General features: G+C 72.2%; 24 protein-coding genes. 23 read left to right on the top strand and 1 reads right to left on the bottom strand.

Features of this window, described 5'->3' with window-relative positions; all coding sequences use genetic code 11:
- Position 1: 1 nt before the first annotated feature.
- Positions 2-946, bottom strand: coding sequence for an ATP-binding protein (locus tag ACAX67_RS19800; protein ID WP_527891047.1), 945 nt, complete (start codon positions 944-946; stop codon positions 2-4).
- Between the two features lie 356 nt (positions 947-1,302).
- Between ACAX67_RS19800 and mraZ the strand changes: the two genes are divergently transcribed.
- From mraZ to ACAX67_RS19685, 23 genes are all read left to right on the top strand, one after another.
- Positions 1,303-1,725: a division/cell wall cluster transcriptional repressor MraZ gene (mraZ, locus tag ACAX67_RS19795; RefSeq protein WP_370705618.1), complete on the top strand. Its 423-nt coding sequence runs from the start codon at positions 1,303-1,305 to the stop codon at positions 1,723-1,725.
- 221 nt (positions 1,726-1,946) lie between these two features.
- Positions 1,947-2,108, top strand: a complete 162-nt coding sequence (locus ACAX67_RS19790; protein WP_370705617.1) for a hypothetical protein — start codon at positions 1,947-1,949, stop codon at positions 2,106-2,108.
- Between the two features lie 13 nt (positions 2,109-2,121).
- Entirely contained in the window at positions 2,122-3,084 is a 963-nt protein-coding gene (rsmH, locus tag ACAX67_RS19785; RefSeq protein ID WP_370705616.1) for a 16S rRNA (cytosine(1402)-N(4))-methyltransferase RsmH, read from the top strand.
- 3 nt (positions 3,085-3,087) lie between these two features.
- Positions 3,088-3,678, top strand: a complete 591-nt coding sequence (ftsL, locus tag ACAX67_RS19780; protein ID WP_370705615.1) for a cell division protein FtsL — start codon at positions 3,088-3,090, stop codon at positions 3,676-3,678.
- A gap of 17 nt (positions 3,679-3,695) precedes the next feature.
- Positions 3,696-5,477 (top strand): peptidoglycan D,D-transpeptidase FtsI family protein, encoded by a 1,782-nt coding sequence (locus ACAX67_RS19775; RefSeq protein ID WP_370705614.1) that lies wholly within the window; start codon positions 3,696-3,698, stop codon positions 5,475-5,477.
- 23 nt (positions 5,478-5,500) lie between these two features.
- Positions 5,501-7,033: a UDP-N-acetylmuramoyl-L-alanyl-D-glutamate--2,6-diaminopimelate ligase gene (locus ACAX67_RS19770; protein WP_370705613.1), complete on the top strand. Its 1,533-nt coding sequence runs from the start codon at positions 5,501-5,503 to the stop codon at positions 7,031-7,033.
- Positions 7,030-8,388 (top strand): UDP-N-acetylmuramoyl-tripeptide--D-alanyl-D-alanine ligase, encoded by a 1,359-nt coding sequence (locus tag ACAX67_RS19765; RefSeq protein ID WP_370705612.1) that lies wholly within the window; start codon positions 7,030-7,032, stop codon positions 8,386-8,388. The genes ACAX67_RS19770 and ACAX67_RS19765 overlap by 4 nt, the downstream gene beginning before the upstream one ends.
- A gap of 37 nt (positions 8,389-8,425) precedes the next feature.
- Positions 8,426-9,511 (top strand): phospho-N-acetylmuramoyl-pentapeptide-transferase, encoded by a 1,086-nt coding sequence (gene mraY, locus ACAX67_RS19760; protein ID WP_370705611.1) that lies wholly within the window; start codon positions 8,426-8,428, stop codon positions 9,509-9,511.
- Between the two features lie 8 nt (positions 9,512-9,519).
- The gene (murD, locus tag ACAX67_RS19755; RefSeq protein WP_370705610.1) at positions 9,520-10,983 is read left to right on the top strand and encodes a UDP-N-acetylmuramoyl-L-alanine--D-glutamate ligase; all 1,464 of its coding nucleotides are present in this window, start codon (positions 9,520-9,522) and stop codon (positions 10,981-10,983) included.
- Between the two features lie 24 nt (positions 10,984-11,007).
- Positions 11,008-12,264, top strand: coding sequence for a putative lipid II flippase FtsW (gene ftsW, locus ACAX67_RS19750; protein ID WP_370705609.1), 1,257 nt, complete (start codon positions 11,008-11,010; stop codon positions 12,262-12,264).
- Between the two features lie 10 nt (positions 12,265-12,274).
- A complete protein-coding gene (murG, locus tag ACAX67_RS19745; protein ID WP_370705608.1) occupies positions 12,275-13,384 on the top strand; it encodes an undecaprenyldiphospho-muramoylpentapeptide beta-N-acetylglucosaminyltransferase in 1,110 nt (369 codons plus the stop codon).
- Positions 13,381-14,751: a UDP-N-acetylmuramate--L-alanine ligase gene (gene murC / locus ACAX67_RS19740; protein WP_370705607.1), complete on the top strand. Its 1,371-nt coding sequence runs from the start codon at positions 13,381-13,383 to the stop codon at positions 14,749-14,751. The genes murG and murC overlap by 4 nt, the downstream gene beginning before the upstream one ends.
- Positions 14,744-15,487 carry a cell division protein FtsQ/DivIB gene (locus ACAX67_RS19735; RefSeq protein WP_370705606.1) on the top strand — a complete coding sequence of 248 codons (744 nt, stop codon included), beginning with the start codon at positions 14,744-14,746 and terminating at the stop codon, positions 15,485-15,487. The genes murC and ACAX67_RS19735 overlap by 8 nt, the downstream gene beginning before the upstream one ends.
- A gap of 183 nt (positions 15,488-15,670) precedes the next feature.
- Positions 15,671-16,846 (top strand): cell division protein FtsZ, encoded by a 1,176-nt coding sequence (gene ftsZ / locus ACAX67_RS19730; protein ID WP_370705605.1) that lies wholly within the window; start codon positions 15,671-15,673, stop codon positions 16,844-16,846.
- A gap of 18 nt (positions 16,847-16,864) precedes the next feature.
- On the top strand, positions 16,865-17,596 hold the full coding sequence (gene pgeF / locus ACAX67_RS19725) for a peptidoglycan editing factor PgeF (RefSeq protein WP_370705604.1): 732 nt from the start codon (positions 16,865-16,867) through the stop codon (positions 17,594-17,596).
- Complete coding sequence (locus ACAX67_RS19720; protein ID WP_370705603.1) at positions 17,593-18,294, top strand: YggS family pyridoxal phosphate-dependent enzyme; 702 nt, start codon at positions 17,593-17,595, stop codon at positions 18,292-18,294. The genes pgeF and ACAX67_RS19720 overlap by 4 nt, the downstream gene beginning before the upstream one ends.
- A gap of 51 nt (positions 18,295-18,345) precedes the next feature.
- Complete coding sequence (locus ACAX67_RS19715) at positions 18,346-18,849, top strand: cell division protein SepF (protein WP_370705602.1); 504 nt, start codon at positions 18,346-18,348, stop codon at positions 18,847-18,849.
- A 53-nt stretch (positions 18,850-18,902) separates the two neighbouring features.
- The gene (locus ACAX67_RS19710; RefSeq protein WP_370705601.1) at positions 18,903-19,196 is read left to right on the top strand and encodes a YggT family protein; all 294 of its coding nucleotides are present in this window, start codon (positions 18,903-18,905) and stop codon (positions 19,194-19,196) included.
- A 92-nt stretch (positions 19,197-19,288) separates the two neighbouring features.
- Complete coding sequence (locus tag ACAX67_RS19705; protein ID WP_370705600.1) at positions 19,289-20,071, top strand: DivIVA domain-containing protein; 783 nt, start codon at positions 19,289-19,291, stop codon at positions 20,069-20,071.
- A gap of 188 nt (positions 20,072-20,259) precedes the next feature.
- Positions 20,260-21,207: a TraR/DksA family transcriptional regulator gene (locus ACAX67_RS19700; RefSeq protein ID WP_370705599.1), complete on the top strand. Its 948-nt coding sequence runs from the start codon at positions 20,260-20,262 to the stop codon at positions 21,205-21,207.
- On the top strand, positions 21,180-21,782 hold the full coding sequence (gene lspA / locus ACAX67_RS19695; RefSeq protein ID WP_370705598.1) for a signal peptidase II: 603 nt from the start codon (positions 21,180-21,182) through the stop codon (positions 21,780-21,782). Before ACAX67_RS19700 ends, lspA begins: the two co-directional genes overlap by 28 nt.
- Complete coding sequence (locus ACAX67_RS19690) at positions 21,779-22,714, top strand: RluA family pseudouridine synthase (RefSeq protein WP_370705597.1); 936 nt, start codon at positions 21,779-21,781, stop codon at positions 22,712-22,714. Before lspA ends, ACAX67_RS19690 begins: the two co-directional genes overlap by 4 nt.
- Position 22,715: 1 nt before the next feature.
- Positions 22,716-23,186 (top strand): GNAT family N-acetyltransferase, encoded by a 471-nt coding sequence (locus ACAX67_RS19685; protein WP_370705596.1) that lies wholly within the window; start codon positions 22,716-22,718, stop codon positions 23,184-23,186.
- The last annotated feature ends 60 nt before the right edge of the window (positions 23,187-23,246 follow it).

The following is a 23,246-nucleotide window of genomic DNA, read 5'->3' as shown; positions in this document are numbered from 1 at the left end:
GTCAGGAACGGATCTCGGGCACCGGCACCTGCGCGACGATGCCCTCGAGGATGGCGCTCGTGCCGCGGCCGCTGACCGCGGCCTCCGCGCTGGGCAGCAGGCGGTGCGCGAGCACCGGCTGGACGAGCGCCCGCACGTCGTCGGGCAGGACGTAGTCGCGCTGGTGGAGCGCGGCGTACGCCTTGGCCGCGCGGACCAGGTGGAGCGTGGCCCGCGGCGAGGCGCCGAGGAGCAGCTCGAGGTTGTCGCGGGTCGCCGACGCCAGCGAGACCGCGTAGCGCTGCACGGCCTCCGACACGTGGACCTGGCCGACGATCGCGCAGAGCTTGCGCAGCTCGGCGCCGTCGGTGACGGGCTCGAGGTCGTCGAGCGGGTTGAGCTCGGTGTGGGAGTTGAGCATGGCGATCTCTGCCGCCGGCACGGGATAGCCGATCGACACCCGCGCCATGAACCGGTCGCGCTGCGCCTCGGGCAATGCGTAGGTGCCCTCCATCTCGACCGGGTTCTGGGTCGCGATGACCATGAACGGCGCCTCGAGGTGGTAGGTCACGTTGTCGACGGTGACCTGCCGCTCCTCCATGCACTCCAGGAGGGCGGACTGCGTCTTGGGGGAGGCGCGGTTGATCTCGTCGCCGATGACGATGTTGGCGAAGACGCCGCCCGGACGGAACTCGAACTCCCGCGTCTGCTGGTTGTAGACCGAGACGCCGGTGACGTCGGAGGGCAGCAGGTCGGGGGTGAACTGGATGCGCCGCACGGTCGAGTCGATGCTGCGCGCCAGGCCCTTGCTCAGCATGGTCTTGCCGACGCCCGGCACGTCCTCGAGAAGGAGGTGCCCCTCGGCGAGCAGCACCACGAGCGCCGCCGAGACGACCTCGCTCTTGCCCTCGATGACGTGCTCGACGTTGGCGCGGATCCGGCTCGCCACGCGGGCGACCGTCGCCACGTCGGCGCCCGTCGGGTGCTGCTGATGGGTGGTCGGCGAGTCCACGTGGTTGTTCTCCCGTCTGTCACGCGCGCCCTCCAGCGTAGGCGCGCGTCGAGGCCAAGGTACGGCGGACGAGCAACCTAACCCGCCCGCGGCTCCCGTGGGGTCACGGCGCGGTCACGCGTTCGCATCGACCTGCCCGCCGCGGCCGTCGTCCCGGCCTGCCCGTGACGTCCTCCACGACGCTCCACCGCACTCCACGCCTCTGGCCTGCGCAAACGCGGTCGATCGCACGGAGAACACGCCGAAAGATGGTTGACGGTGGGGGAAAGTGGAGTAGGGTGGGGGAAAGTGGAGGAAGCAGGAGGTGCCCGATGCTCTTCATGGGCACCTACACCCCCAAGCTCGACGAGAAGGGGCGCCTCTTCCTCCCGGCGAAGTTCAGGGATCGGCTGGCGGAGGGGATCGTGGTGACGCAGGGTCAGGAGAGCTGCCTCGTCGTGTGGCCCTCCGACGTCTTCGCCGACGAGGCCGAGCGGGCAGCCGCGCGGCCGATGACCAACCGGGCGGCCCGCCGATACGCACGCGTCCTGTTCGCGGGCGGCGACGAGGGCAAGCCCGACAAGCAGGGCCGGATCGGCATCCCGGCGCACCTGCGCGACTACGCCGGCCTGGAGCGCGACGTCGTCGTCATCGGGGTGCGCGACCGGCTCGAGATCTGGAACCCCACCGCATGGCGGGAGTTCCAGGAGGACGCGATGGGGGACTTCGTCGACCTCGACGAGGACGACGACTGACCGACCCCCGTGGGCGCAGCCGCGCCAGCAGGGCAGAGCAGCACACGCAGGACGAGCACAAATCGATAGCGATCCGCAGGACGAGGTCTCTGGCCCGCTCCCGCTGCCTTCTGGGGCACCTTCCCCGGCACCAGACGGCAATGGGGGCGGGCGGGGGACCTGGTCCTACGGATCGCTCGCATTTCTCTGGGTCAGAGCAGGGTCACGAGGGGTCGAAACCGATGAGCGTGATGGGCGCGAGGGCAGCCGGCGCCGCCACCGACGGCACACCGCCGCGGGTGCGGGAGCTGGCCCGTGACGCGGTGACGCGGATGGCGTTCTCCGCGGGCGTGTCCCTCGGGGTCGTGCTCCTCCTGGTCGCGGTCCACGGACTCGGACGCTGAGGGCCCCACGGCGATGACGAACCCTCGACACGTCCCCGTCCTGCTGGACCGGGTCGTGGCGCTCCTCGCTCCTGCGCTCGACCACGCCGACGCCGTCCTCGTCGACGCGACGCTCGGCCTCGGCGGCCACAGCGAGGCCGTGCTCGCCAGCTGCGAGCTGGCCCGCGTCGTCGGCATCGACCGCGACGAGCAGGCGTTGGAGCTGAGCAGGGAGCGGCTGGCGCCGTACGGCGACCGGTTCACCGGGGTGCACGCCGTCTACGACGAGATCCCCGACGTCCTGGCCGACCTCGGCCTGTCGGAGGTCGACGCGGTCCTCTTCGACCTGGGCGTCTCCTCGATGCAGCTGGACCTCCCTGAGCGCGGGTTCGCCTATGCGGTCGACGCCCCGCTCGACATGCGGATGGACTCCGGGAGCGGGCCGACCGCGGCCGACGTCCTCAACACCTACGAGGCGGCCGACCTCGCACGCATCCTCAAGCAGTACGGCGAGGAGCGGCTCGCCCGGCGCATCGCCGACGCGATCGTGCGGGAGCGCGCGAAGGAGCCGTTCACCACCTCGGGCCGCCTGGTCGCCCTGCTCTACGAGGTGATCCCGGCACCCGCGCGGCGCACCGGCGGCCATCCCGCCAAGCGGACCTTCCAGGCGCTGCGCATGGAGGTCAACGACGAGCTGCGCGTGCTGGAGCGGGCGATCCCGGCCGCGATCGACGCGATCGGCGTCGGCGGTCGCGTGGTCGTCGAGTCCTACCACTCGCTCGAGGACCGCATGGTGAAACGCGCGTTCACCGCGGCCAGCGCCTCCGACGTACCTCCCGACCTGCCGTTCGTGCCCGAGGGGCACGAGCCCGCCCTCCGCCTGGTGACGCGAGGGGCCGAGCAGGCCGACGCGGCAGAGATCGCCCTCAACCCGCGCGCCGCCTCGGTGCGGCTGCGAGCCATCGAACGAGTCCGACCCCGCGAAGGAGCGGCGTAGACCATGAGCAGCACCGCACCCCAGCTCCGTTCCCGACTTCCGCGTCTCGCCGAGGTCGCCGTCCAGCGTGCCCGGCTCACCGTGGTGCCGCGCCCCCGCACCCGGCCCCGGGCGCCGCGCGTGCCGTTCGTCATCTTCGTGAGCGTGATCCTGCTCGCCGGCGTGCTGGGGCTGCTGATGTTCAACACGTCCATGCAGCAGGCGTCGTTCCGCGAGACCGCGCTCGAGCACCAGGCCGCGGACCTGACCGCCCGCGAGGAGGCGCTCAACCTCGACCTCCAGCAGCGCCGCACCTTCGAGAACATCGCCGACCGCGCGCAGAAGCTGGGGATGGTGCTGCCCGGCGCGCCCGGCGTGCTGACGCTCGGGACGGGCAAGGTGCTCGGGACGCCGGTCCCGGCGGTTCCGGGCAACACGATCAACACCAACACACCGGGCCCGCACAAGCCGGCCGCACTGAACCCGCCGCCGGTCATCGTGCACGAGAAGCCGCAGAAGCGCGGGGGTGACACGGGCGGACGGTCCGACGCGGGTCACCGCGACCGCCACCAGGACCGGCAGCACGGCGCGCCGGACCGCGATCGGCAGCGCTGACGACCTAGGTTTTGAGGGTGACCGGACCGAGCCGTACCCGACCGGGGCCGCAGGCGCGGCGTGCCTCGCCGGAGCTGCGCCTGAAGGTCGGCTTCGTGGTGATCGCCATGGTGCTGTCGGTCTTCGCGGCGCGCCTGGTGCAGCTGCAGGGCGTCGACCCGGGGCAGTACGCCGCCATGGCGGCCGCCGAGGGGTCCGTCGACGTGGTCCTGCCTGCCACCCGGGGCTCGATCCTCGACCGCAACGGCGTGCCGCTCGCGGAGTCGATCGACGGCAAGATGGTCGTCGCCGACCCGAAGCTCACCGCCGACAAGGCTCCCGAGCTGGCGAAGTTCCTCGCCAAGGAGCTCGGGGTCGACTACTTCCAGGTGCTTGAGCGGCTCCGCGCCGACACCCGCTTCGAGTACATCGCCCGGCAGGTGCCGGCCCGGCTGGCCACCGACGTCGTCGACAAGGCCGAGCGCAAGGGCTTCGTCGGGCTCTTCCTGCGCCGCGACCCGGTCCGTCGTTACCCGCAGGGCCGCACGGCGGCCAACCTGATCGGCTTCCTCGGCACCCCGCGCAAGGACGGCTCGGCCCACGCGCTCGCGGGCCTGGAGGATGCCTTCGACAAGTACCTGTCGGGCACCGACGGCGAGGAGCGCTACGAGGTCGGCGCCGGCAACCAGATCCCGCTCGGCCACAACACGATCACACCGGCCGTCGACGGCGAGGACCTGCGGCTCACGATCGACTCGACCATGCAGTTCTACACCCAGCAGGTCCTCCAGCAGACCGTCGAGGGCGCTCATGCCGAGTCCGGCATCGCCGTCATCATGGACAGCCGCACCGGCGACGTCCTGTCCCTGGCCGACTACCCCACCTACGACGCCAGCGACCCGCAGGACTGGCCGAAGTCCCGCTACAAGTCCAGTGCTCTCACCGACGTCTACGAGCCGGGCTCGACCGAGAAGGTGCTGACCCTCAGCGCGCTCATCGACGCGGGCCTCGCCCGCCCGCGCCAGCAGTACGTCGTCCCGCCCGTGCTCAACCGGCAGGACCGCCCGATCCACGACCACTGGGTCCACGGGTTCGAGCACCTCACCCTCGCCGGGATCCTCGCGAAGTCGTCCAACATCGGCACCGTGCTCGCGGCCGACAACTTCCCGAAGGGCGAGCTGCGCCGCTACCTGACGAGCTTCGGCCTGGGCCGCACCACCGGGGTGGGCATGCTGGCCGAGAGCCGCGGCATCCTGCCGGCCGGAGCCGCGTGGACCGACCAGGTGGACGATCGCATCGCGTTCGGCCAGTCGCTCTCGGTGAACGCCCTGCAGATGACCGCCGCGGTCAACACCATCGCCAACGACGGGGTGCACATCGACCCGAGCCTCGTCGAGGGCCACGCCACCCTCGACGACGGCACCGAGGTCGGCACCGACGACGCGACCGAGCGACGGGTCGTCAGCACCGAGGCGGCGCGCCAGACCGGCCTGATGATGGAGCGGGTGCTCGACCCCGTCGACGGTGTCGCACCGTTGGCCGCGGTGCCGGGCTACCGGATCGCCGGCAAGACGGGCACGGCCCAGCGCGTCGTCGACAGCTGCGGCTGCTACGACGGCAGTCACACGGCCTCGTTCATCGGCTACGGACCGACCGACGACGCGCGGTTCACCATCTACGTCGTGATCCACGACTCGAAGACCGGCGGCGGCGGCGCGGTCGCCGGGCCGGCGTTCGCCAAGCTGATGAGCTACGCGCTGCGGCGCTACGGCGTCCCGCCGACCGGCACCAAGCCGTCGCAGCTCCCCGTCGAGTGGTGACCGCCCATGACGACGGGCGACTGATGGACGCCAGGAGCACCCGTCCGCAGCACCCCGCCCCCCTCTCCCTCGACGAGGTCGTCGGACTGGTGCGCGAGCAGGCCGACGTGCGGCTGGTCGGCGCGACCGATCCCGGCCCGATCACCGGCATCACGCTCGACTCGCGCCGCGTGCAGCCGGGTGACGTCTACGCAGCCTTGCCCGGTGCGCGCGCCCACGGGATCGACTTCGTCGGCCAGGCTGCGGCGTCGGGCGCGACGGCGGTCCTGACGGACGACGCGGGTGCCGCCGCCGTACCTCCGGAGGTGGCGGGCATCGTGGTGGCGCAGCCGCGCGCCGTGCTGGGCGCGGTCTCCGCAGGCATCTACGGTCGGCCGGCCGAGGCGATGCGGATGATCGGCGTCACCGGTACCCAGGGCAAGACGACGGTCACCCGGCTCCTCGACGGCGGGCTCGGAGCGGCGGGCGTCTCCTCGGCGGTGGTCGGCACGGTCGGCACCCGGATCGCCGGCGTGGACCTGCGGACGTCGCTGACCACGCCCGAGGCGCCCGACCTGCACGGACTCTTCGCCCTCATGCGCGAGCGCGGCGTGGAGTCCTGTGCGATGGAGGTCTCCAGCCACGCGCTCGTGCTCGGCCGGGTCGACGGCGTGGTCTTCGACGTCGCCGTGTTCACCAACCTCGGGCGCGACCACCTCGACTTCCACACCGACGTCGAGGACTACTTCGCGGCCAAGGCGACGCTCTTCACGCCCGAGCGTGCGCGGCTCGGGCTGGTCAACGCCGACGACGAGCACGGGCGGCGGCTCCTCGGGTCGGCGACCATCCCGCTGCGGAGCATGTCGATCACGACCGATGCCGACTGGACGGCCGTCGACGTCGACCCCGGGCCGGAGGGCTCGGCCTTCACGGTGCGAGGACCGGGTGGTCTCGTCGTGCGGGCGTCCGTGCCGCTGCCGGGCGACTTCAACGTGGCCAACGCGCTGGCGGCGATCGCGGCGGCGGTCGAGGCCGGGCTGCCCGCGGAGGCGGTCGTGGCGGGCATCGCCGCCGCCGGAGGCGTGCCGGGGCGGCTCGAGCGGGTGGCCGGTGCCCGCGATGCCGAGACCGGCTTCGCCGTCTACGTCGACTACGCCCACAAGCCTGATGCCCTCACCGCAGTGCTCGGCACGCTGCGTCCGGTGACGGCCGGGCGGCTGATCGCCGTCATCGGCGCAGGCGGTGACCGCGACCGCGGCAAGCGCCCCGTCATGGGGGAGATCGCCGCCGCCGAGGCCGACCTGGTCATCGTGACCGACGACAACCCCCGCTCCGAGGACCCGGCCGCCATCCGTGCCGAGGTCCTCGCCGGGATCGATGCGACCGCCCGCGCCGAGGTGCGCGAGGTCGGTGACCGGCGCGATGCGATCGCCGCCGCGATCGACGCCGCGGGCCCCGGCGACGTCGTGCTCGTCGCGGGCAAGGGCCACGAGACCGGCCAGGAGGTCGCCGGTGTGGTGCACCCCTTCGACGACCGCGACGTGGTGCGCGACCTGCTGGCAGGAGGTGGCCGATGATCCCGATGAGCCTGGCCGAGGTCGCCGACGTCGTCGGCGGTGAGGTGCACGGCGACCCGGCGGTGGTGGTCACCGGTCCGGCGTACGTCGACAGCCGGTCCCCGGTCCCCGACGGCCTCTTCGTGGCGATCGTGGGGGAGCGGGTCGACGGCCACGCCTACGCCGCGGGCGCCCACGCCGTGCTGGGCAGCCGGCCGACCGAGGCGCCGACGGTCGTCGTCGACGACCCGGTGGTGGCACTGGGGGTGCTGGCCCGCCACGTCGTCGACCGGATCCCCGCCGTGGTGCTGGCGCTGACCGGCTCCCAGGGCAAGACCGGCACCAAGGACTACCTCGCCAGTGTGCTGCGCCAGCTCGCCGGCGCGGACGCGGTCGTCGCCACCGAGGGCAACGGCAACAACGAGGTCGGCGTGCCGCTGACCGTGCTGCGCGCCGGGCCGGAGACCGACTTCCTCGTGGTGGAGATGGGCGCCCGAGGCATCGGGCACATCGCGTACCTCTGCGGCATCGCGCCGCCGCGCATCGCGGCCGCGCTCAACGTCGGGACCGCCCACGTCGGCGAGTTCGGCGGACGCGAGCAGATCGCCCGGGCCAAGGGCGAGATCGTCGAGGCGCTGCCGGCCGACGGGGTCGCCGTCCTCAACGCCGACGACGCCCTCGTCGCCGCGATGGCGTCCCGCACGACGGGCCAGGTGCTCACCTTCGGCGCCGCCGGGGCGGTGAGCTGGGGCGAGCTGGAGCTCGACGCACTCGGGCGGCCCGCCTTCACCCTGCTCCACGACGACGACGCGGCCCCGGTGCGGCTGCAGCAGACCGGCGCCCACCAGGCGCAGAACGCGACGGCCGCGGCCGCCATGGCGCTGGCCGCCGGCTTCGCGCTGGCCGACGTCGCCGACGCCCTGTCGACCGCCACCGCGGCGTCGCGCTGGAGGATGGAGATCGCGGAGCGTGCCGACGGGCTCGTCGTCGTCAACGACGCCTACAACGCCAACCCCGACTCGATGCGCGCCGCGCTGGAGGCCTTGGTCGCGATCGGCCGGTCCGGCGCTCGCCGTACCGTCGCCGTGCTCGGGGAGATGCGGGAGCTCGGCCCGGAGCACGACGCAGGTCACCGTGCGGTCGGCGCCGACGCGGTGCGACTCGGTGTCGACGTGGTGGTCGTCGTCGGCCCGGAGGCCGCCAGGATCGGCGATGCTGCGGAGGCTCCGGGGGGCCCCCAGGTCGTCCGGACCGAGGGGCGCGACGAGGCTCTCGCATGGTTGCGGCAGAATGCCGTTGCCGAGGACGTCGTCCTCGTCAAGGCGTCCCGGGGCGCTGCGCTGGAGCTGGTCGCCGAAGGGCTGGTGGCGGGATGACCCCACGGACACGGACACTGCGTGAGAGGACAGCCGCGTGCTAGCGATCCTGCTCGGGGGCGGCATCGCGCTGCTGATCTCCCTGCTCGGCACCCGGGTCGCGATCCACTACTTCACCCGGTGGGGCTACGGGCAGGAGATCCGCGAGGACGGCCCGACCAGCCACCACACGAAGCGCGGCACCCCCACGATGGGCGGCGTCGTGATCATCGCCTCGGTGGTCTTCGGCTACTTCCTGGCCAAGCTCGTCACGACCACCACGCCGAGCGCCTCCGCGCTGCTGCTCCTCTTCCTCTTCGTCGGGATGGGCCTGGTCGGCTTCCTCGACGACTTCCTCAAGATCTACAAGCAGCGCAACCTGGGCCTGCGCAGCAAGGCGAAGATGGTCGGCCAGACCGTGATCGCGCTGGGCTTCGGCGCGCTGGCGCTGTCCCCCTGGCTCCAGGACGAGAACGGCCGCACCCCTGCGTCGTCCAAGATCTCGTTCCTCCGCGAGATCGACTGGCTCGACCTCTGGTGGCCGGTGGCCATCTTGTTGATCTGGCTCCTCGCCACCGGGTTCAGCAACGCCGTCAACATCACCGACGGGCTGGACGGTCTCGCCGCCGGCGCGAGCGTGATGGTCTTCGGCGCCTACATGCTGGTCAACATCTGGCAGAACAACCAGTTCTGCCAGGAGGAGCCGAGCTCCAGCTGCTACAACGTGCGCGACCCGCTGGACCTCGCGGTGATCGCGGCCGCGGTCACCGGCGCGTGCTTCGGCTTCCTGTGGTGGAACGCCTCGCCGGCGCTGATCTTCATGGGCGACACCGGTTCCCTCGCACTCGGAGGAGGCCTCGCCGGGCTGGCGATCCTCACCCGCACGGAGCTGCTGCTCATCATCCTCGGCGGGCTGTTCGTGGTGATCACCGCGTCGGTGATGATCCAGGTCACCTGGTTCAAGACCACCAAACGCTTCACCGGCGTCGGCAGACGTGTCTTCCGGATGACCCCGCTCCACCACCACTTCGAGCTGCTCGGCTGGGAGCAGGTCACGATCGTCATCCGGTTCTGGATCATCACCGGGCTCTGCGTCGCGACCGGGCTCGGCGTGTTCTACGCCGAGTGGGTGGCGCGGCTGTGAGGACCGCCGTGGAGACCCTCGGCCGCAAGGACGGCTGGGAGGGCGTTCGGGCGGTGGTGGCGGGGTTCGGTGCGAGCGGCTACGCGGCCGCCGACAACCTGACCCACCTCGGGGCCTCGGTCACGGTGCTCGCCGAGAGCGCGAGCGCCGCGCAGCTCGAGCAGGCGGAGCTGCTGGAGATCCTCGGCGCGACCGTGCGGTTGCACGCCGGCGCCACCCACCAGCTGCCCGACGACGTCGACCTCGTGGTGACCTCGCCCGGCTTCCGGCCCGACGCGCCCCTGCTGGTGCAGGCCCGGGACCGGGGGATCCCCGTGTGGGGCGAGGTGGAGCTGGCCTGGCGGCTCCGCGATCCCGATGCGCCGGCGCCCTGGCTCTGCGTCACCGGCACCAACGGCAAGACCACGACCGTGCAGATGCTCGACTCGATCCTCCGCGCCGCCGGCCTGCGCAGCGTCGCGGCGGGCAACGTCGGCCTGCCGCTGACCGAAGCCGTGATGGACCCCGAGCCCTACGACGTCATCGCGGTGGAGCTCTCGAGCTTCCAGCTGCACTACGTCTCCACGATGGCCGCCGAGAGCGCGGCGGTGCTGAACTTCGCCGAGGACCACCTCGACTGGTACGACGGCGCGACGGCCATGGAGGACTACGCGGCCGACAAGGGGCGGATCTACCAGGGCGTCGAGCGCGCGTGCGTCTACAACGTCGCCGACCCGACGACCGAGGAGCTGGTCCGCCGGGCCGACGTGGTCGAGGGAGCCCGGGCGATCGGGTTCACGCTCGGCGTGCCGTCGGTCGGCATGGTGGGCCTGGTCGACGACCTGCTCGTCGACCGCGCGTTCATCGACGAGCGGCAGAGCTCGGCCGCCGAGCTCTGCGCGATCTCCGACCTGGCCTCGCCCGCCCCGCACTTCGTCGCCAACGCGCTGGCGGCCGCGGCGCTCGCGCGGGCGCACGGGATCAGCCAGGCCGCCGTACGCGAAGGGCTGCGGGGGTTCCGGCCCGACGGCCACCGGATCGCGGTGGTCGCCGAGCGCGACGGCATCACCTGGGTCGACGACTCCAAGGCCACCAACCCGCACGCCGCCCAGTCCTCGCTGCTCGCCTACGAACCCGTCGTCTGGGTCGCGGGCGGGTTGGCGAAGGGAGCGAGCTTCGACGAGCTCGTCCTGAAGGCCGCCGACCGGCTGCGCGCCGTCGTCCTGATCGGGCGCGACCGCGCCGTGATCGCGGAGGCGCTCGCGCGACACGCGCCGGATGTGCCGGTGATCGAGGTGAGCGCCGGAGAGACTGGCCCGGTAGACGGGGCTGACCTGATGGGTCGGGTCGTGGGCGCGGCGGCCGAGGTCGCCCGGGCCGGCGACACCGTGCTGCTGGCACCGGGCTGCGCCTCGATGGACCAGTTCACCGACTACGCCGCACGGGGCGACGCCTTCGCAGCAGCGGTCCGGGCGGCGACCGACCAGGACTGAGGCAGAGCCCGACGACGGAAGGGGGTGGCGGCGATCACCACCGCGGTCCCCGACTCCACCGGCTCCTCCCGCCTCGCCACGCTGCGCTCGCGGGCCCGGCTCAGCTGGCTCGCCGCGGTGCGCGACGCGTTGTCGCGGCCGCTGGCCAACTACTACCTGCTCCTCGCGTCGGTGGCACTGCTGCTGACGATCGGCCTCCTGATGGTGCTGAGCTCCTCGAGCGTCGAGGCCTTCGAGGAGTCGGGCGACTCCTACTCGATCGTCAAGCGGCAGCTGCTCTGGGTGGCCATCGGCATCCCGCTGGCCTTCGTCGCCTCGCGGCTGTCGCCGAAGTGGGTGCGCAGCCTGTCCTACCCGGCGTTCTCCGTGTCCTTGGTGCTGCTGCTGGCCACCGCGAAGTTCGGGGTCGAGGTCTACGGCAACAAGAACTGGCTGCCGCTCGGTCCGGTGCAGATCCAGCCCTCGGAGATCGCGAAGTTCTCGATCATCATCTGGGCCGCGCACATCTACGCCAACAAGGAGCGCCGGCTCACGAGCCTGCACCAGATGATGGTGCCGGTGGTGCCGGGCATGCTGCTCGCCACGGGGCTGGTCGTCGTGGGCCACGACCTAGGCACGGCTCTCGTCTTCTTCGCGATCCTCGTCGGCATGCTCTGGGTCGTCGGCGCCCCGATGCGGCTGTTCGCGATCTGCCTCAGCGTCGTCAGCGTGCTGGCGCTCGGGCTGGCCGCGACCTCCTCCGAGCGCCTGGCCCGCATCACGACCTTCGTCGACCCGTTCAAGGACTTCGAGGGCACCGGCTGGCAGCCGGCGCACGGTCTCTACGCGATGGCGACCGGAGGCGTGTTCGGCCAGGGCATCGGCGCGAGCCAGCAGAAGTGGGGCGCGCTGCCCGAGGCCCACACCGACTTCATCTTCGCCGTGCTCGGCGAGGAGCTCGGCCTGGTCGGCACGCTCCTCGTGATCGGGCTCTTCCTGACCATCGCCTACGCGACGGTGCGCATCGCCCGACAGACCACCGACCCGTTCGTCCGCTACTGCAGCTTCGGCATCGTGATCTGGCTGCTCGGCCAGATGATGATCAACGTCGGCATGGTGCTCGCCCTGCTGCCCGTGATCGGCATCCCGCTGCCGCTGGTCTCCTACGGCGGTTCGAGCCTGCTACCGACGCTGGTCGCGCTCGGCCTCGTCGTCGGCTTCGCCCGACGCGAGCCCGCTGCCGCGCGGGCTCTCGCCCAGCGGCGGCGTGCCCGTGCGTCCGGGCTGTCCGCGCGTCGCTAGCGTTAGCCCAATGCGAGTCTTGTTGGCCGGCGGCGGTACGGCGGGGCACACCTCGCCGCTGCTCGCGACCGCCGATGCCCTGAAGCGTCAGGACCCGTCCGTCGAGATCACCTGCCTCGGCACCCCGCGCGGGCTCGAGAACAAGGTGGTGCCCGCGGCCGGCTACCCGCTCGAGCTCATCCCGCCGGTGCCCCTGCCGCGCCGGCCGGGCAAGGACCTGGCGCTGGTGCCCTCGCGGTTGCGCGGCGCGGTCAAGGCCACGCACGAGGTGATCGACCGGGTCCGCCCCGACGTCATCGTGGGCTACGGCGGCTACGTGTCCATGCCGGCGTACCTCGCCGCGCGCAAGCGCGGGCTGCCGCTGGTCATCCACGAGCAGAACGCGCTGCCGGGTCTGGCCAACAAGGCCGGCGCCCGGATCGCGCGCCGGGTCGCGGTCAGCTTCCCCGGCACGCCCCTGAAGAAGGCGGAGTACGTCGGCCTGCCGATCCGGCGGATGATCTCCCAGCTCGACCGGGCGGCCCTGCGCGCCGAGGCCCGCACGTTCTTCGGGCTCGACCCGGACCTGCCGACCCTCGTGGTCACCGGTGGCTCGCTCGGTGCCTGGAAGCTCAACCGCGCCCTCACCCGTGCTTCGGCGGCGCTGAGCGGGGCGGGCGTCCAGGTGCTGCACGTCATCGGTGCGCGGGGCACCGAGGACCCGGAGTGGGTGGCGCCCGACACCGGCGCGAACCCGTCGGTGCCCTACGAGGTCCTGACGTTCGTGGAGCGGATGGACTACGCCCTCGCCGCCGCCGACCTGATGATCTGCCGCGGCGGTGCGTCGAGCGTGGTGGAGGCGGCGGCCACCGGCGTGCCGGCGATCTTCGTCCCCCTGGCCCACGGCAACGGCGAGCAGCTGCTCAACGCGCGGTCCGTGGCCGACGCGGGCGGCGCCCTGGTCGTCGAGGAGCCGGCGTTCACCGCCGACTACGTGGCCGCCGAGGTGCCGGCCCTGGCGCGCGACGCGGGCCGGCTGGCCGCGATGAGCGCGGCGGCGACCGACCTGGTGCCGCGCGACGCCGACGAGCGCCTCGCTCGCATCGTCGTCGAGACCGCCGGTCCAGGGCGCGGCGCATGAGGATCCCGGTGCCGGACGTCATCCCGGCCGCCGGCGACCTCGGCCACGTCCACCTCATCGGCATCGGCGGTGCCGGCCTGTCCGGCATCGCCCGGCTGATGCACCAGGCGGGGGTGCGGGTCAGCGGCAGCGACGCCTACGCGTCGCCGGTCGTCGACGCGCTGCGGAGCGAGGGCATCGAGGTGCACGTCGGCCACGACGCCGCGCACCTGGCGGGCGTCGACACGGTCGTCGCGACGACGGCGGTCAGGGAGGACAACCCCGAGATCGTCGCCGCCCAGGCCCGTGGCCTGCGCCTGTGGCCGCGGTCGGCGGGGCTCCAGTCGGTGCTCGTCGACCGCACCGTCGTGGCCGTCGCGGGCACGCACGGCAAGACCACCACGACGGCCATGGCGACCGTCGCCCTACAGGAGGCCGGTCTCGACCTGACCTTCGCGATCGGCGCCGAGGTGGCGACGCTCGGCACCAACGCCCACTGGGGCGGCGGCCCGGTCGCCGTGGTGGAGGCCGACGAGTCCGACGGCGCCTTCCTCGTCTACACGCCCGACATCGCCGTGATCACCAACGTGGACGCCGACCACCTCGACCACTGGGGCACCGAGGAGGCCTACGAGGCCGCGTTCGCGGAGTTCGCGCGGCGGGCACGGGTGACGATCTCCGACCGGCCCGACCTCGCCGAGGTCACCGCGGGCTTCTTCGACGGTGCGACCGTCCGCGGCCACGACCTCGCGATCGAGGGCGGCACGACCCGCTTCCGGGTCGAGGCCCGCGGCGAGGACCTCGGCACGGTCGAGCTCGCCGTGCCCGGCCGGCACTACGCCCAGGACGCCCTCTACGCCCTCGCCGCCGGGCTCGAGCTGGGTGCCGACCCGGCTGCGCTCGTCCGCGGTCTCGCGCGGCACCGCGGTGCCAAGCGCCGGATGGAGCTGGTCGGCGAGGCCGACGACGTACGGGTCTACGACAGCTACGCCCACCATCCGAGCGAGATCCGCGGCGACCTCGAGGCCGCGCGCTCGCTCGCCGGTGACGGGCGCCTCGTCGTGTGCTACCAACCGCACCTGGTCTCCCGCACCCGGATCTTCGGCGCCGACATGGGTGCCGCCCTGGGTGCTGCCGACGAGGTGGTCGTGCTCGACGTCTACGTCGCTCGCGAGGACCCGGACGCGGAGGTCACCGGGGCGACGGTCGCCGACGCCGTACCCCTTCCTGCGGAGCAGGTCGCGTTCGTCCCCGACCGCGAGCGGGCGCTGCACCGGCTGCTCGACCGGGCGCGGCCCGGCGACCTCCTGCTCACGCTGGGAGCGGGGGACGTCACCACCCTGGCCCCCCAGCTGCTGGCGGCACTGCAGGAGCGCGCCCGTGGCTGAGCGCTCGAGCCAAGCACGCACCCGGCGGCGCTTCGTACGGCGGCAGTGGGCCCGGCGCTGGGTCGTGCTGCGGTACGTCGCCGTGGCGGCCCTGCTGCTCGGGGCCGTCGGCCTCGGCGTCTACGCGCTCTACTTCTCGTCGTGGCTGCGGCTCGAAGGGGCCAGCGTCGCCGGCAACTCGCAGCTCACCGAGGAGGAGGTGCTCGCCGCGGCGGACGTGCCGACCGGCGACGCCCTCGTCGGCGTCGACCTCGACGCCATCAAGACGCGGGTGAAGTCGCTCACGGCCGTGCAGTCGGTCGACGTGTCGCGGGAGTGGCCCCACGACGTGCACATCGAGGTCCACGAGCGCGAGCCGATCGCGATCGTCCCCGAGGGGCCGGCGTACGTCTTCCTCTCCGACACGGGCGACACCTTCACCTACGGCGGGATGCCGAAGCAGCCGCCGTCGTCGCTGCCGGTCGTCAAGGTCGCCTCCGACGCGGACCGGTTCGCGCTCCAGGAGGCGGCCGACGTCGTCGCCTCGCTCGACCCGGCGGTGGCGAAGCTGGTCGACCACATCGAGGTGGACACCGCCGACGAGATCAGGCTCGCCCTCGGCGACGACCGCATCGTGGAGTGGGGGAGTGCCGACCTCTCGGAGGAGAAGGCGCGCGTGCTGCTCGACCTGCTCGACGCCCGGCCCGACGCCGGCACCTACAACGTCAGCGTGCCGAGCCTCCCCACCACCAGCTGACGCGCCACCTCTTTTTTCGCGCAGGATGCGCGGCGCGAACGGCGTGTCTCCCCAGGGGAGGCGGTCACCGTCCCTAATGTCATGGGCACCACGAGGTTGACATAACTATAACCCTCAGGATGAGGGTAAGGGTTCCGGCCTCGCGGTCCCGAGAACACATCCAGCCGAGAAGGGGAAGACGGCGTGGCTGCTGCACAGAACTACCTGGCCATCATCAAGGTCGTAGGCATCGGTGGCGGCGGGGTCAACGCCGTCAACCGGATGATCGAGGTCGGACTCAAGGGCGTCGAGTTCATCGCGATCAACACAGACGCCCAGGCGCTGCTCATGAGCGACGCCGACGTCAAGCTCGACATCGGGCGCGAGCTCACCCGGGGCCTCGGCGCCGGAGCCAACCCCGACGTGGGCGGCAAGGCCGCAGAGGACCACGCGGAGGAGATCGAGGAGGTCCTCAAGGGGGCCGACATGGTCTTCGTCACCGCGGGCGAGGGTGGCGGCACCGGCACCGGCGGCGCCCCCGTCGTGGCCCGGATCGCCCGTTCGCTCGGCGCGCTGACCATCGGCGTCGTCACGCGGCCGTTCGTCTTCGAGGGCGCCCGCCGCAAGAAGTCGGCCGACGAGGGCATCGAGCGGCTCCGCGAGGAGGTCGACACCCTCATCGTGATCCCGAACGACCGGCTGCTGCAGATCTCCGACCGCAACGTGTCGGTCATGGACGCGTTCCGCCAGGCCGACCAGGTGCTCCTCCAGGGCGTCTCGGGCATCACCGACCTGATCACCACCCCGGGTCTCATCAACGTCGACTTCGCCGACGTGAAGGCGGTCATGAGCAACGCGGGCTCGGCCCTGATGGGCATCGGCTCGGCCCGGGGCGAGGACCGCGCGATCGCCGCGGCCGAGATGGCCGTGAGCAGCCCGCTGCTCGAGGCCTCGATCGACGGCGCCCACGGTGTGCTGCTGTCCGTGGCCGGCGGCTCCGACCTCGGCATCTTCGAGATCAGCCAGGCCGCGGGGATGGTCGCCGAGGCCGTGCACGCCGACGCCAACATCATCTTCGGCGCGATCATCGACGATGCACTGGGCGACGAGGTGCGGATCACCGTCATCGCGGCCGGCTTCGACGGCGGCACCCCGCCGAAGCAGCGGTCCAGCAGCCTGCGGCGCGACACCCGCCCGCAGGCGACGCAGGACGACGTGCGGGCCGCGGTGGCCGCGCGCCGGGAGCCCGAGCCGGCCGCCGAGCCGGCCCGCGAGGAGCAGGCCCGCGACGAGCAGCCGGCCGTCCCCGTCGGAGCGCGCCCGACCGCGCCGCCGATGGACTTCGACGACGACCTCGACGTGCCCGACTTCCTGAAGTAGGCCTCGGAGCCCGACCGCTTGTACTCCTTCCGCACGACCTCAGGCCCCGTCGAGCTGGCGTTCACCGACCGGCTCGGCGGGGTCAGTGCTGCGCCCTACGACGAGCTCGACCTCGCCCTCGAGGGCGACGACGTCGCGCGGGCGCGGACCGAGAACCACCGGCTCCTGCTGGCCGACTTCGCCCCCGGCGACGAGCTGTGCGACCTGCGCCAGGTCCACGGCGCGGCGGTGGCGCTGGTCGAGGACGACGCGCCCACCGGCCGTCCCGAGGCCGACGGCATCGTGACGACCGGGGCGGGCCGCACCCTGATGGTGCGCGCGGCCGACTGCGTGCCGGTGCTGCTGGCCGACCCGGACGCCGGAGTGATCGGAGCGGCGCACGCGGGCCGGCTCGGGTTGGTGCGTGGCATCGTCCCGGCGACCGTCGCGCGGATGCGCGACCTCGGAGCCGAGCGTCTGGTCGCCTGGGTCGGGCCGCACATCTGTGGTGCCTGCTACGAGGTGCCGGAGGACATGCGGGACGAGGTGTCCGCCGTGGAGCCGGCCAGCCGGGCGGCGACGAGCTGGGGCACGCCGGCGCTGGACCTCGGAGCGGGCGTGTCGGCGCAGCTCGAGCGCGTCGGGGTCGCGGTCGAGTGGGCCGCCCGCTGCACGCGCGAGTCCGCCGACCTCTACTCCTTCCGGCGCGACGGCGCGCACGCCGGCCGGCTCGCGGGCATCATCCGCCTCGACCCCGCGGGGCGGCGATGAGCCGCAGGGACGAGCTGGCCGCGGGCCTGGCCGCAGTGCGGGAGCGGATCGAGCGCTCCTGCGGCACGGCCGGTCGTGACCCGGGCGAGGTCACCCTGGTGGTGGTCACCAAGTACTTCCCCGCCTCCGACGTGGCACTGCTCGCCGACCTCGGCGTCACCGACGTCGGGGAGAACCGTCACCAGGAGGCCGAGGCGAAGGCCGCCGAGTGTGCCGCCGACGGGGTCGAGGGCTTGCGGTGGCACTTCATCGGCGGCCTGCAGAGCAACAAGGCAGCGGCGGTGGCCGCGTACGCCGACGTCGTGCACTCGGTCGACCGCGCCAAGCTCGTCGGCCGGCTCGACGCCGGGGCGGGGGAGCGCGTCGTCGACGTACTCCTGCAGGTCAGCCTCGACCCACCCGACCGCGAAGGTCGCGCCGGCGCCGACCCGGCAGACCTGGCGGCCCTGGCCGACCGCGTCGCGGCCGCCGACCACCTCCGACTGCGCGGCCTCATGGCCGTTGCTCCCCTGGGTGAGGACCCCGCCACGGCGTTCGCGCGGCTGTCCGCCATCCGCTCAGAGCTGGTCGCCTCCCATCCCTCCGCCGACTGGTTGTCGGCCGGGATGAGCGGTGACCTCGAGGCCGCGATCGAGGCGGGCGCGACACACGTACGCGTCGGCACTGCGGTCCTCGGATCGAGACCCTCGGTCCAGTAATGTCCGAAACACCAGTAGCCCCGTGTGGGGCGCAATCCGAAAGGCCTAGCCATGAGCGGTGCGATGCGCAGGATCGGTGAGTACCTCGGCCTGCTCGAGGACACCGGCTACGACGAGTACGACGCGGACTACGACGCCCCCGAGGCGACTCCCGCTCGCGAGGCTCGCCCGGACCGGGCGCCGCGCGCCCGCGCCGCTTCCGTCGCCGACATCAACGAGCGACGCCGGCCCGCTGCGGCTCCGGCTCCCGCACCGGCGGTCGGGGTGGTCGCGGAGCTCTCGCGGATCACGACCCTGCACCCGCGCACCTACAACGAGGCGCGCGCGGTCGGTGAGCAGTACCGCGACGGCACCCCGGTGATCATGAACCTCTCGGAGATGGACGACGCCGACGCCAAGCGCCTGGTCGACTTCGCCGCCGGTCTGATCTTCGCCACGCGGGGCAGCATCGAGCGGGTCACCAACAAGGTGTTCCTGCTCTCCCCGCCCAACGTGACGGTGGCCGCTGCGGACAAGCTGCGCATCGCGGACGCGGGCTTCTTCAACCAGAGTTGAGGCGACACCCTAGGATCGCGGCTGTCCCCCCAGTCCCTCGTTAGGAACTGTCGTTGCCGATCGCCGGTCAGATCATCGAGGGCGTCCTCTGGACGTTCATCGGGTTCCTCCTGATACGTCTGACGTTCGACTACGTCCAGATGTTCGCGCGTGCCTGGCAGCCGCGGGGCGTGCTGCTCGTGCTGCTCGAGATCGTCTACACGGTGACGGATCCGCCACTGCGGGCGCTGCGTCGCGTGATCAAGCCGGTCCGCATCGGCAGTTTCTCGCTCGACCTGAGCTTCCTGCTCGTGCTGATCGCAGCGATCGTCCTGCGGGCGATCAACATCGAGATCTGGCGGTCGTGAACGCCGACTCTCAGTAGTTGCAGGTCAGGCGCTATTGTTCGCGGAGCAGTAAGTCGAACGTAATTCCGTAGTCACAACAGTTAGGTGAGGTCATGCCGCTGACGCCCGAGGACGTGAGCAACAAGCGCTTTACCCCCGTCCGCCTTCGCGAGGGCTACGACATGGGTGAGGTCGACCAGTTCCTCGACGAGGTGGAGGCCGAGCTCGCTCGCCTGAACGCCGAGAACGACGAGCTGCGCGCCAAGCTTGCGGCCGCGCAGTCCGGTGGTCAGTCGTCCGCGCCGTCCTACGAGCCCGCGCCGACCCAGCTCACCCCCGTGTCCGTGCCCGAGCCGGAGCCGACCCCGGCGCCGGTGGTCCCCGAGCCCGCCGCTCCCGCGCCGGTCGCGACCCAGGTGCCCGCCGGCGGCGGCGTCGAGACGATCCGCGTGGAGACCGTGCCGGAGGCGTCGAACGCCGCTGCGCGCCTCCTGGAGATCGCGACGCGCAACGCCGACGAGCTCGTCGAGGACGCCAAGAACGAGGCCGACCGCATCGTCGGCGAGGCTCGCACCAAGGCCGAGCGACTCGAGAACGAGTCGAAGGGCAAGGCCGACCGGCTCGAGTCCGACGCCCGCACCCGCTCGGAGATGCTCGACGCCGAGACCGCGGAGCGTCGCACGCAGCTCTTCGCGGACCTCGAGAAGGAGCGCGACAAGCTCAGCGTCGAGGTGGAGAACCTGCGCTCGTTCGAGCGTGAGTACCGCTCCCGCCTCAAGAGCTACTTCACCCAGCAGCTCGAGTCGCTCCAGACGCCGGGCGACACCATCGCCCCCAACGAGGAGGCGCCCGCGCCGAAGCGGCTCCGGTCGATCCTCGGTGAGGAAGAGCGCTAGGTCGCAGCTCCGCGACAGCAGTTCCTGACGCCGGCCGGTCCCTCGCGAGGGGCCGGCCGGCGGCAATTCCGGGGTCTTCTGACGCCCACATGACGGAGTGGGTGCTTGGTGACGTCGGTCGCACCGGCTAACCTCCGTGCAGCCTGCGGCTCTCGCCCCGGGTGAATCGGTCCTGAGGAGGCCCGGAGATGGCGCGGAGCACCAAGAAGTCGCTGGCGGGTCGGACCGTGTCCGCCGCCGGCAAGATCATCGGTCGTCGCAAGGCCGACGGAGCCGAGAAGCCAGCGGCTCCGGCGAAGAAGGCTGCTCCCGCGAAGAAGGCTGCACCCGCGAAGAAGGCTGCACCCGCGAAGAAGGCTGCACCGGCCAAGAAGGCTGCACCCGCGAAGAAGGCTGCACCCGCGAAGAAGCCTGCACCGGCCAAGAAGGCTGCACCCGCGAAGAAGGCCGCACCCGCGAAGAAGCCTGCACCGGCCAAGAAGGCTGCACCCGCGAAGAAGGCCGCACCGGCCAAGAAGGCCGCACCCGCGAAGAAGGCCGCACCCGCGAAGAAGGCCGCACCGGTCAAGAAGGCCGCTCCCGTCAAGAAGGCCGCACCCGCGAAGAAGCCTGCACCGGCCAAGAAGGCTGCACCTGCCAAGAAGGCCGCGCCTGCCAAGAAGGCCGCGCCTGCCAAGAAGGCCGCGCCTGCCAAGAAGGCCGCGCCTGCCAAGAAGGCCGCGCCCGTCAAGAAGGCCGCCCAGGCCAAGCTCGTCGTGCTCGAGGGCGAGGAGGCCTGGTCGAAGGCCGAGCTCGCCGAGGTGCTCGCAGAGCTGCACGAGCAGCGGGAGCACAGCGCCGGGATCGTGGCTGCTCAGGAGGCCGACCTCTCCGGGCTGCTTCGTGACGCCGGCGACGGTGCGGGGCAGGACCAGGCCGACCTCGGCGCGACCAGCTTCGAGCGCGACCATGAGCTCACGGTGCTCAACCACGAGCGGGAGAAGCTGGCACAGATCGACCGGGCTCTGGCTCGCATCGAGGACCGCACCTACGGCGTCTGCGAGTCGTGCGGCAACGCGATCGGCAAGATGCGGTTGATGGCTTTCCCCCGTGCCACACTGTGCATGACATGCAAGCAGCGGGAGGAACGTCGGTAGACGGCAGCGACAGCGGGCCCGCCGACCCTCGCCGGCCGGCGCTCGCGAGTCGACGCGCGTGGGTCACGTTCGCCCTGGTGGCCGCGGCGCTCTACACCGCCGACCAGGTCTCCAAGCACGTCGCGGTCGAGCGCTTGACGGGACGTGACGACGTACCCGTCGTCGGCGACCTGCTCCAGCTGCATCTGACACGCAACCCCGGCGCGGCGTTCTCCGTCGGCACCGGGTTCACGGTGGCGCTGACCTGCTTGGCGATCCTGGCGACGCTCGTCGTGCTGGCCATCAGCCGACGGGTCGTCGACCGCGTGTGGGCGGTCGCCCTGGGCGCGCTGATGGCGGGCATCGCCGGCAACCTCACCGACCGGATGCTGCGCGGCCCCGAGCCGTTCCGCGGCCACGTCGTCGACTTCCTCCGACTGCCCAACTGGCCGATCTTCAACGTCGCCGACATCTCGATCAACATCGGTGTCGCGCTCGTCCTGATCCAGGTCTTCCGCGGCGCGAAGATGGACGGCACCCGGCAGGACGGCCCCACCCAGGACGACCTGGACGCCGACCCGGAGGTCGACGAGTGACCGGCGTGGACCACCGGAGCCTGCGGGTCCCGGAGGGCCTCGACGGGCAGCGCATCGACGTGGCCATGGCGCAGCTCTTCGGGCTGTCGAGGTCGCGGGCGGCCGAGCTCATCGCGGACGGGCGGGTCCGCCTCGACGGCAACGACGTGAGCAAGAGCGAGCGGGTGCTCCCCGGCGCGGTGCTCGACGTCGAGATCCCGGCCGAGGCCGACCCGTTGGAGGTCGTGCCCGAGATCGTCGAGGGCATCAAGATCATCCACGACGACCCCTCGATCGTGGTGATCGACAAGCCCGTCGGCGTGGCCGTCCACCCGTCGCCGGGATGGCGCGGCCAGACGGTGGTCGGGCACCTCGCCGGTGCGGGCTTCCGGATCTCCACCTCCGGCGCCAAGGAGCGCGAGGGCATCGTGCAGCGTCTCGACGTCGGCACCTCGGGGGTGATGGTGATCGCCAAGTCGGAGCACGCCTACTCGGTCCTGAAGAACGCCTTCCGTCACCGGACCGTCGACAAGACCTACCACGCGCTCGTGCAGGGCCACCCCGATCCGCTGTCGGGGACGGTCGACGCCCCGATCGGGCGCCATCCGGGGGCCGACTACAAGTTCGCCGTGATGGACGGCGGTCGCGCGAGCGTCACCCACTACGAGACGCTCGAGGCGCACCGCTTCGCCAGCCTGCTCGAGGTCCACCTCGAGACCGGGCGCACCCACCAGATCCGGGTGCACATGGCGGCCCTGCGGCACCCGTGCTGCGGCGACCTGACCTACGGTGCGGACCCGACCCTGGCCAAGCGGCTCGGGTTGACGCGGCAGTGGCTGCACGCCGTACGGCTGGGGTTCGAGCACCCGGAGACGGGCGACTACGTCTCCTACGAGTCGTCCTACCCCGACGACCTCCAGCACGCGCTCGACGCCATCCGCGACACCCACTGACGTGACGACCACCGAGCTGGTCCTCCGACCGGCGGCCCCGGACGACGCGCTCGCCGTGGCCGACGTGCACCTGGCGAGCCGTCGCGCAGCCGCGATGCCGCCCGGCATCCACTCCGACGCGGAGGTCCGGGCCTGGCTGGCGCGACGCATGGGCGAGGACGACGTGTGGGTCGCTGAGGTCGGGGGCCGAGTGGTCGGCTACGCCCGCTTCACGCAGACCTGGCTGGACGACCTCTACGTCCTGCCGGACCACGCCGGTGCAGGTGTGGGCGGTGCCCTCCTCGACCTGGTGAAGTCGCTGCGCCCCGCCGGGTTCGGGCTGTGGGTCTTCGAGATGAACCTCCCGGCCCGCACCTTCTACGCCCGGCGCGGGCTCGTCGAGCGCGAGCGCACCGACGGGAGCGGCAACGAGGAACGGGCCCCGGACGTCCGCATGGAGTGGCCCGGTCGAAGTGTCGGAGGGTCCTCCTAACCTGGGCCCGTCGGGCGGGTTAGGCTGTTCCTCTTCCCCGCCCGCTTGTCGTCCAACTCT

The sequence above is a fragment of the Nocardioides candidus genome (assembly GCF_041321175.1).
Classification (GTDB): domain Bacteria; phylum Actinomycetota; class Actinomycetes; order Propionibacteriales; family Nocardioidaceae; genus Nocardioides.
This window is presented reverse-complemented; position numbering and strand designations above follow the sequence as displayed.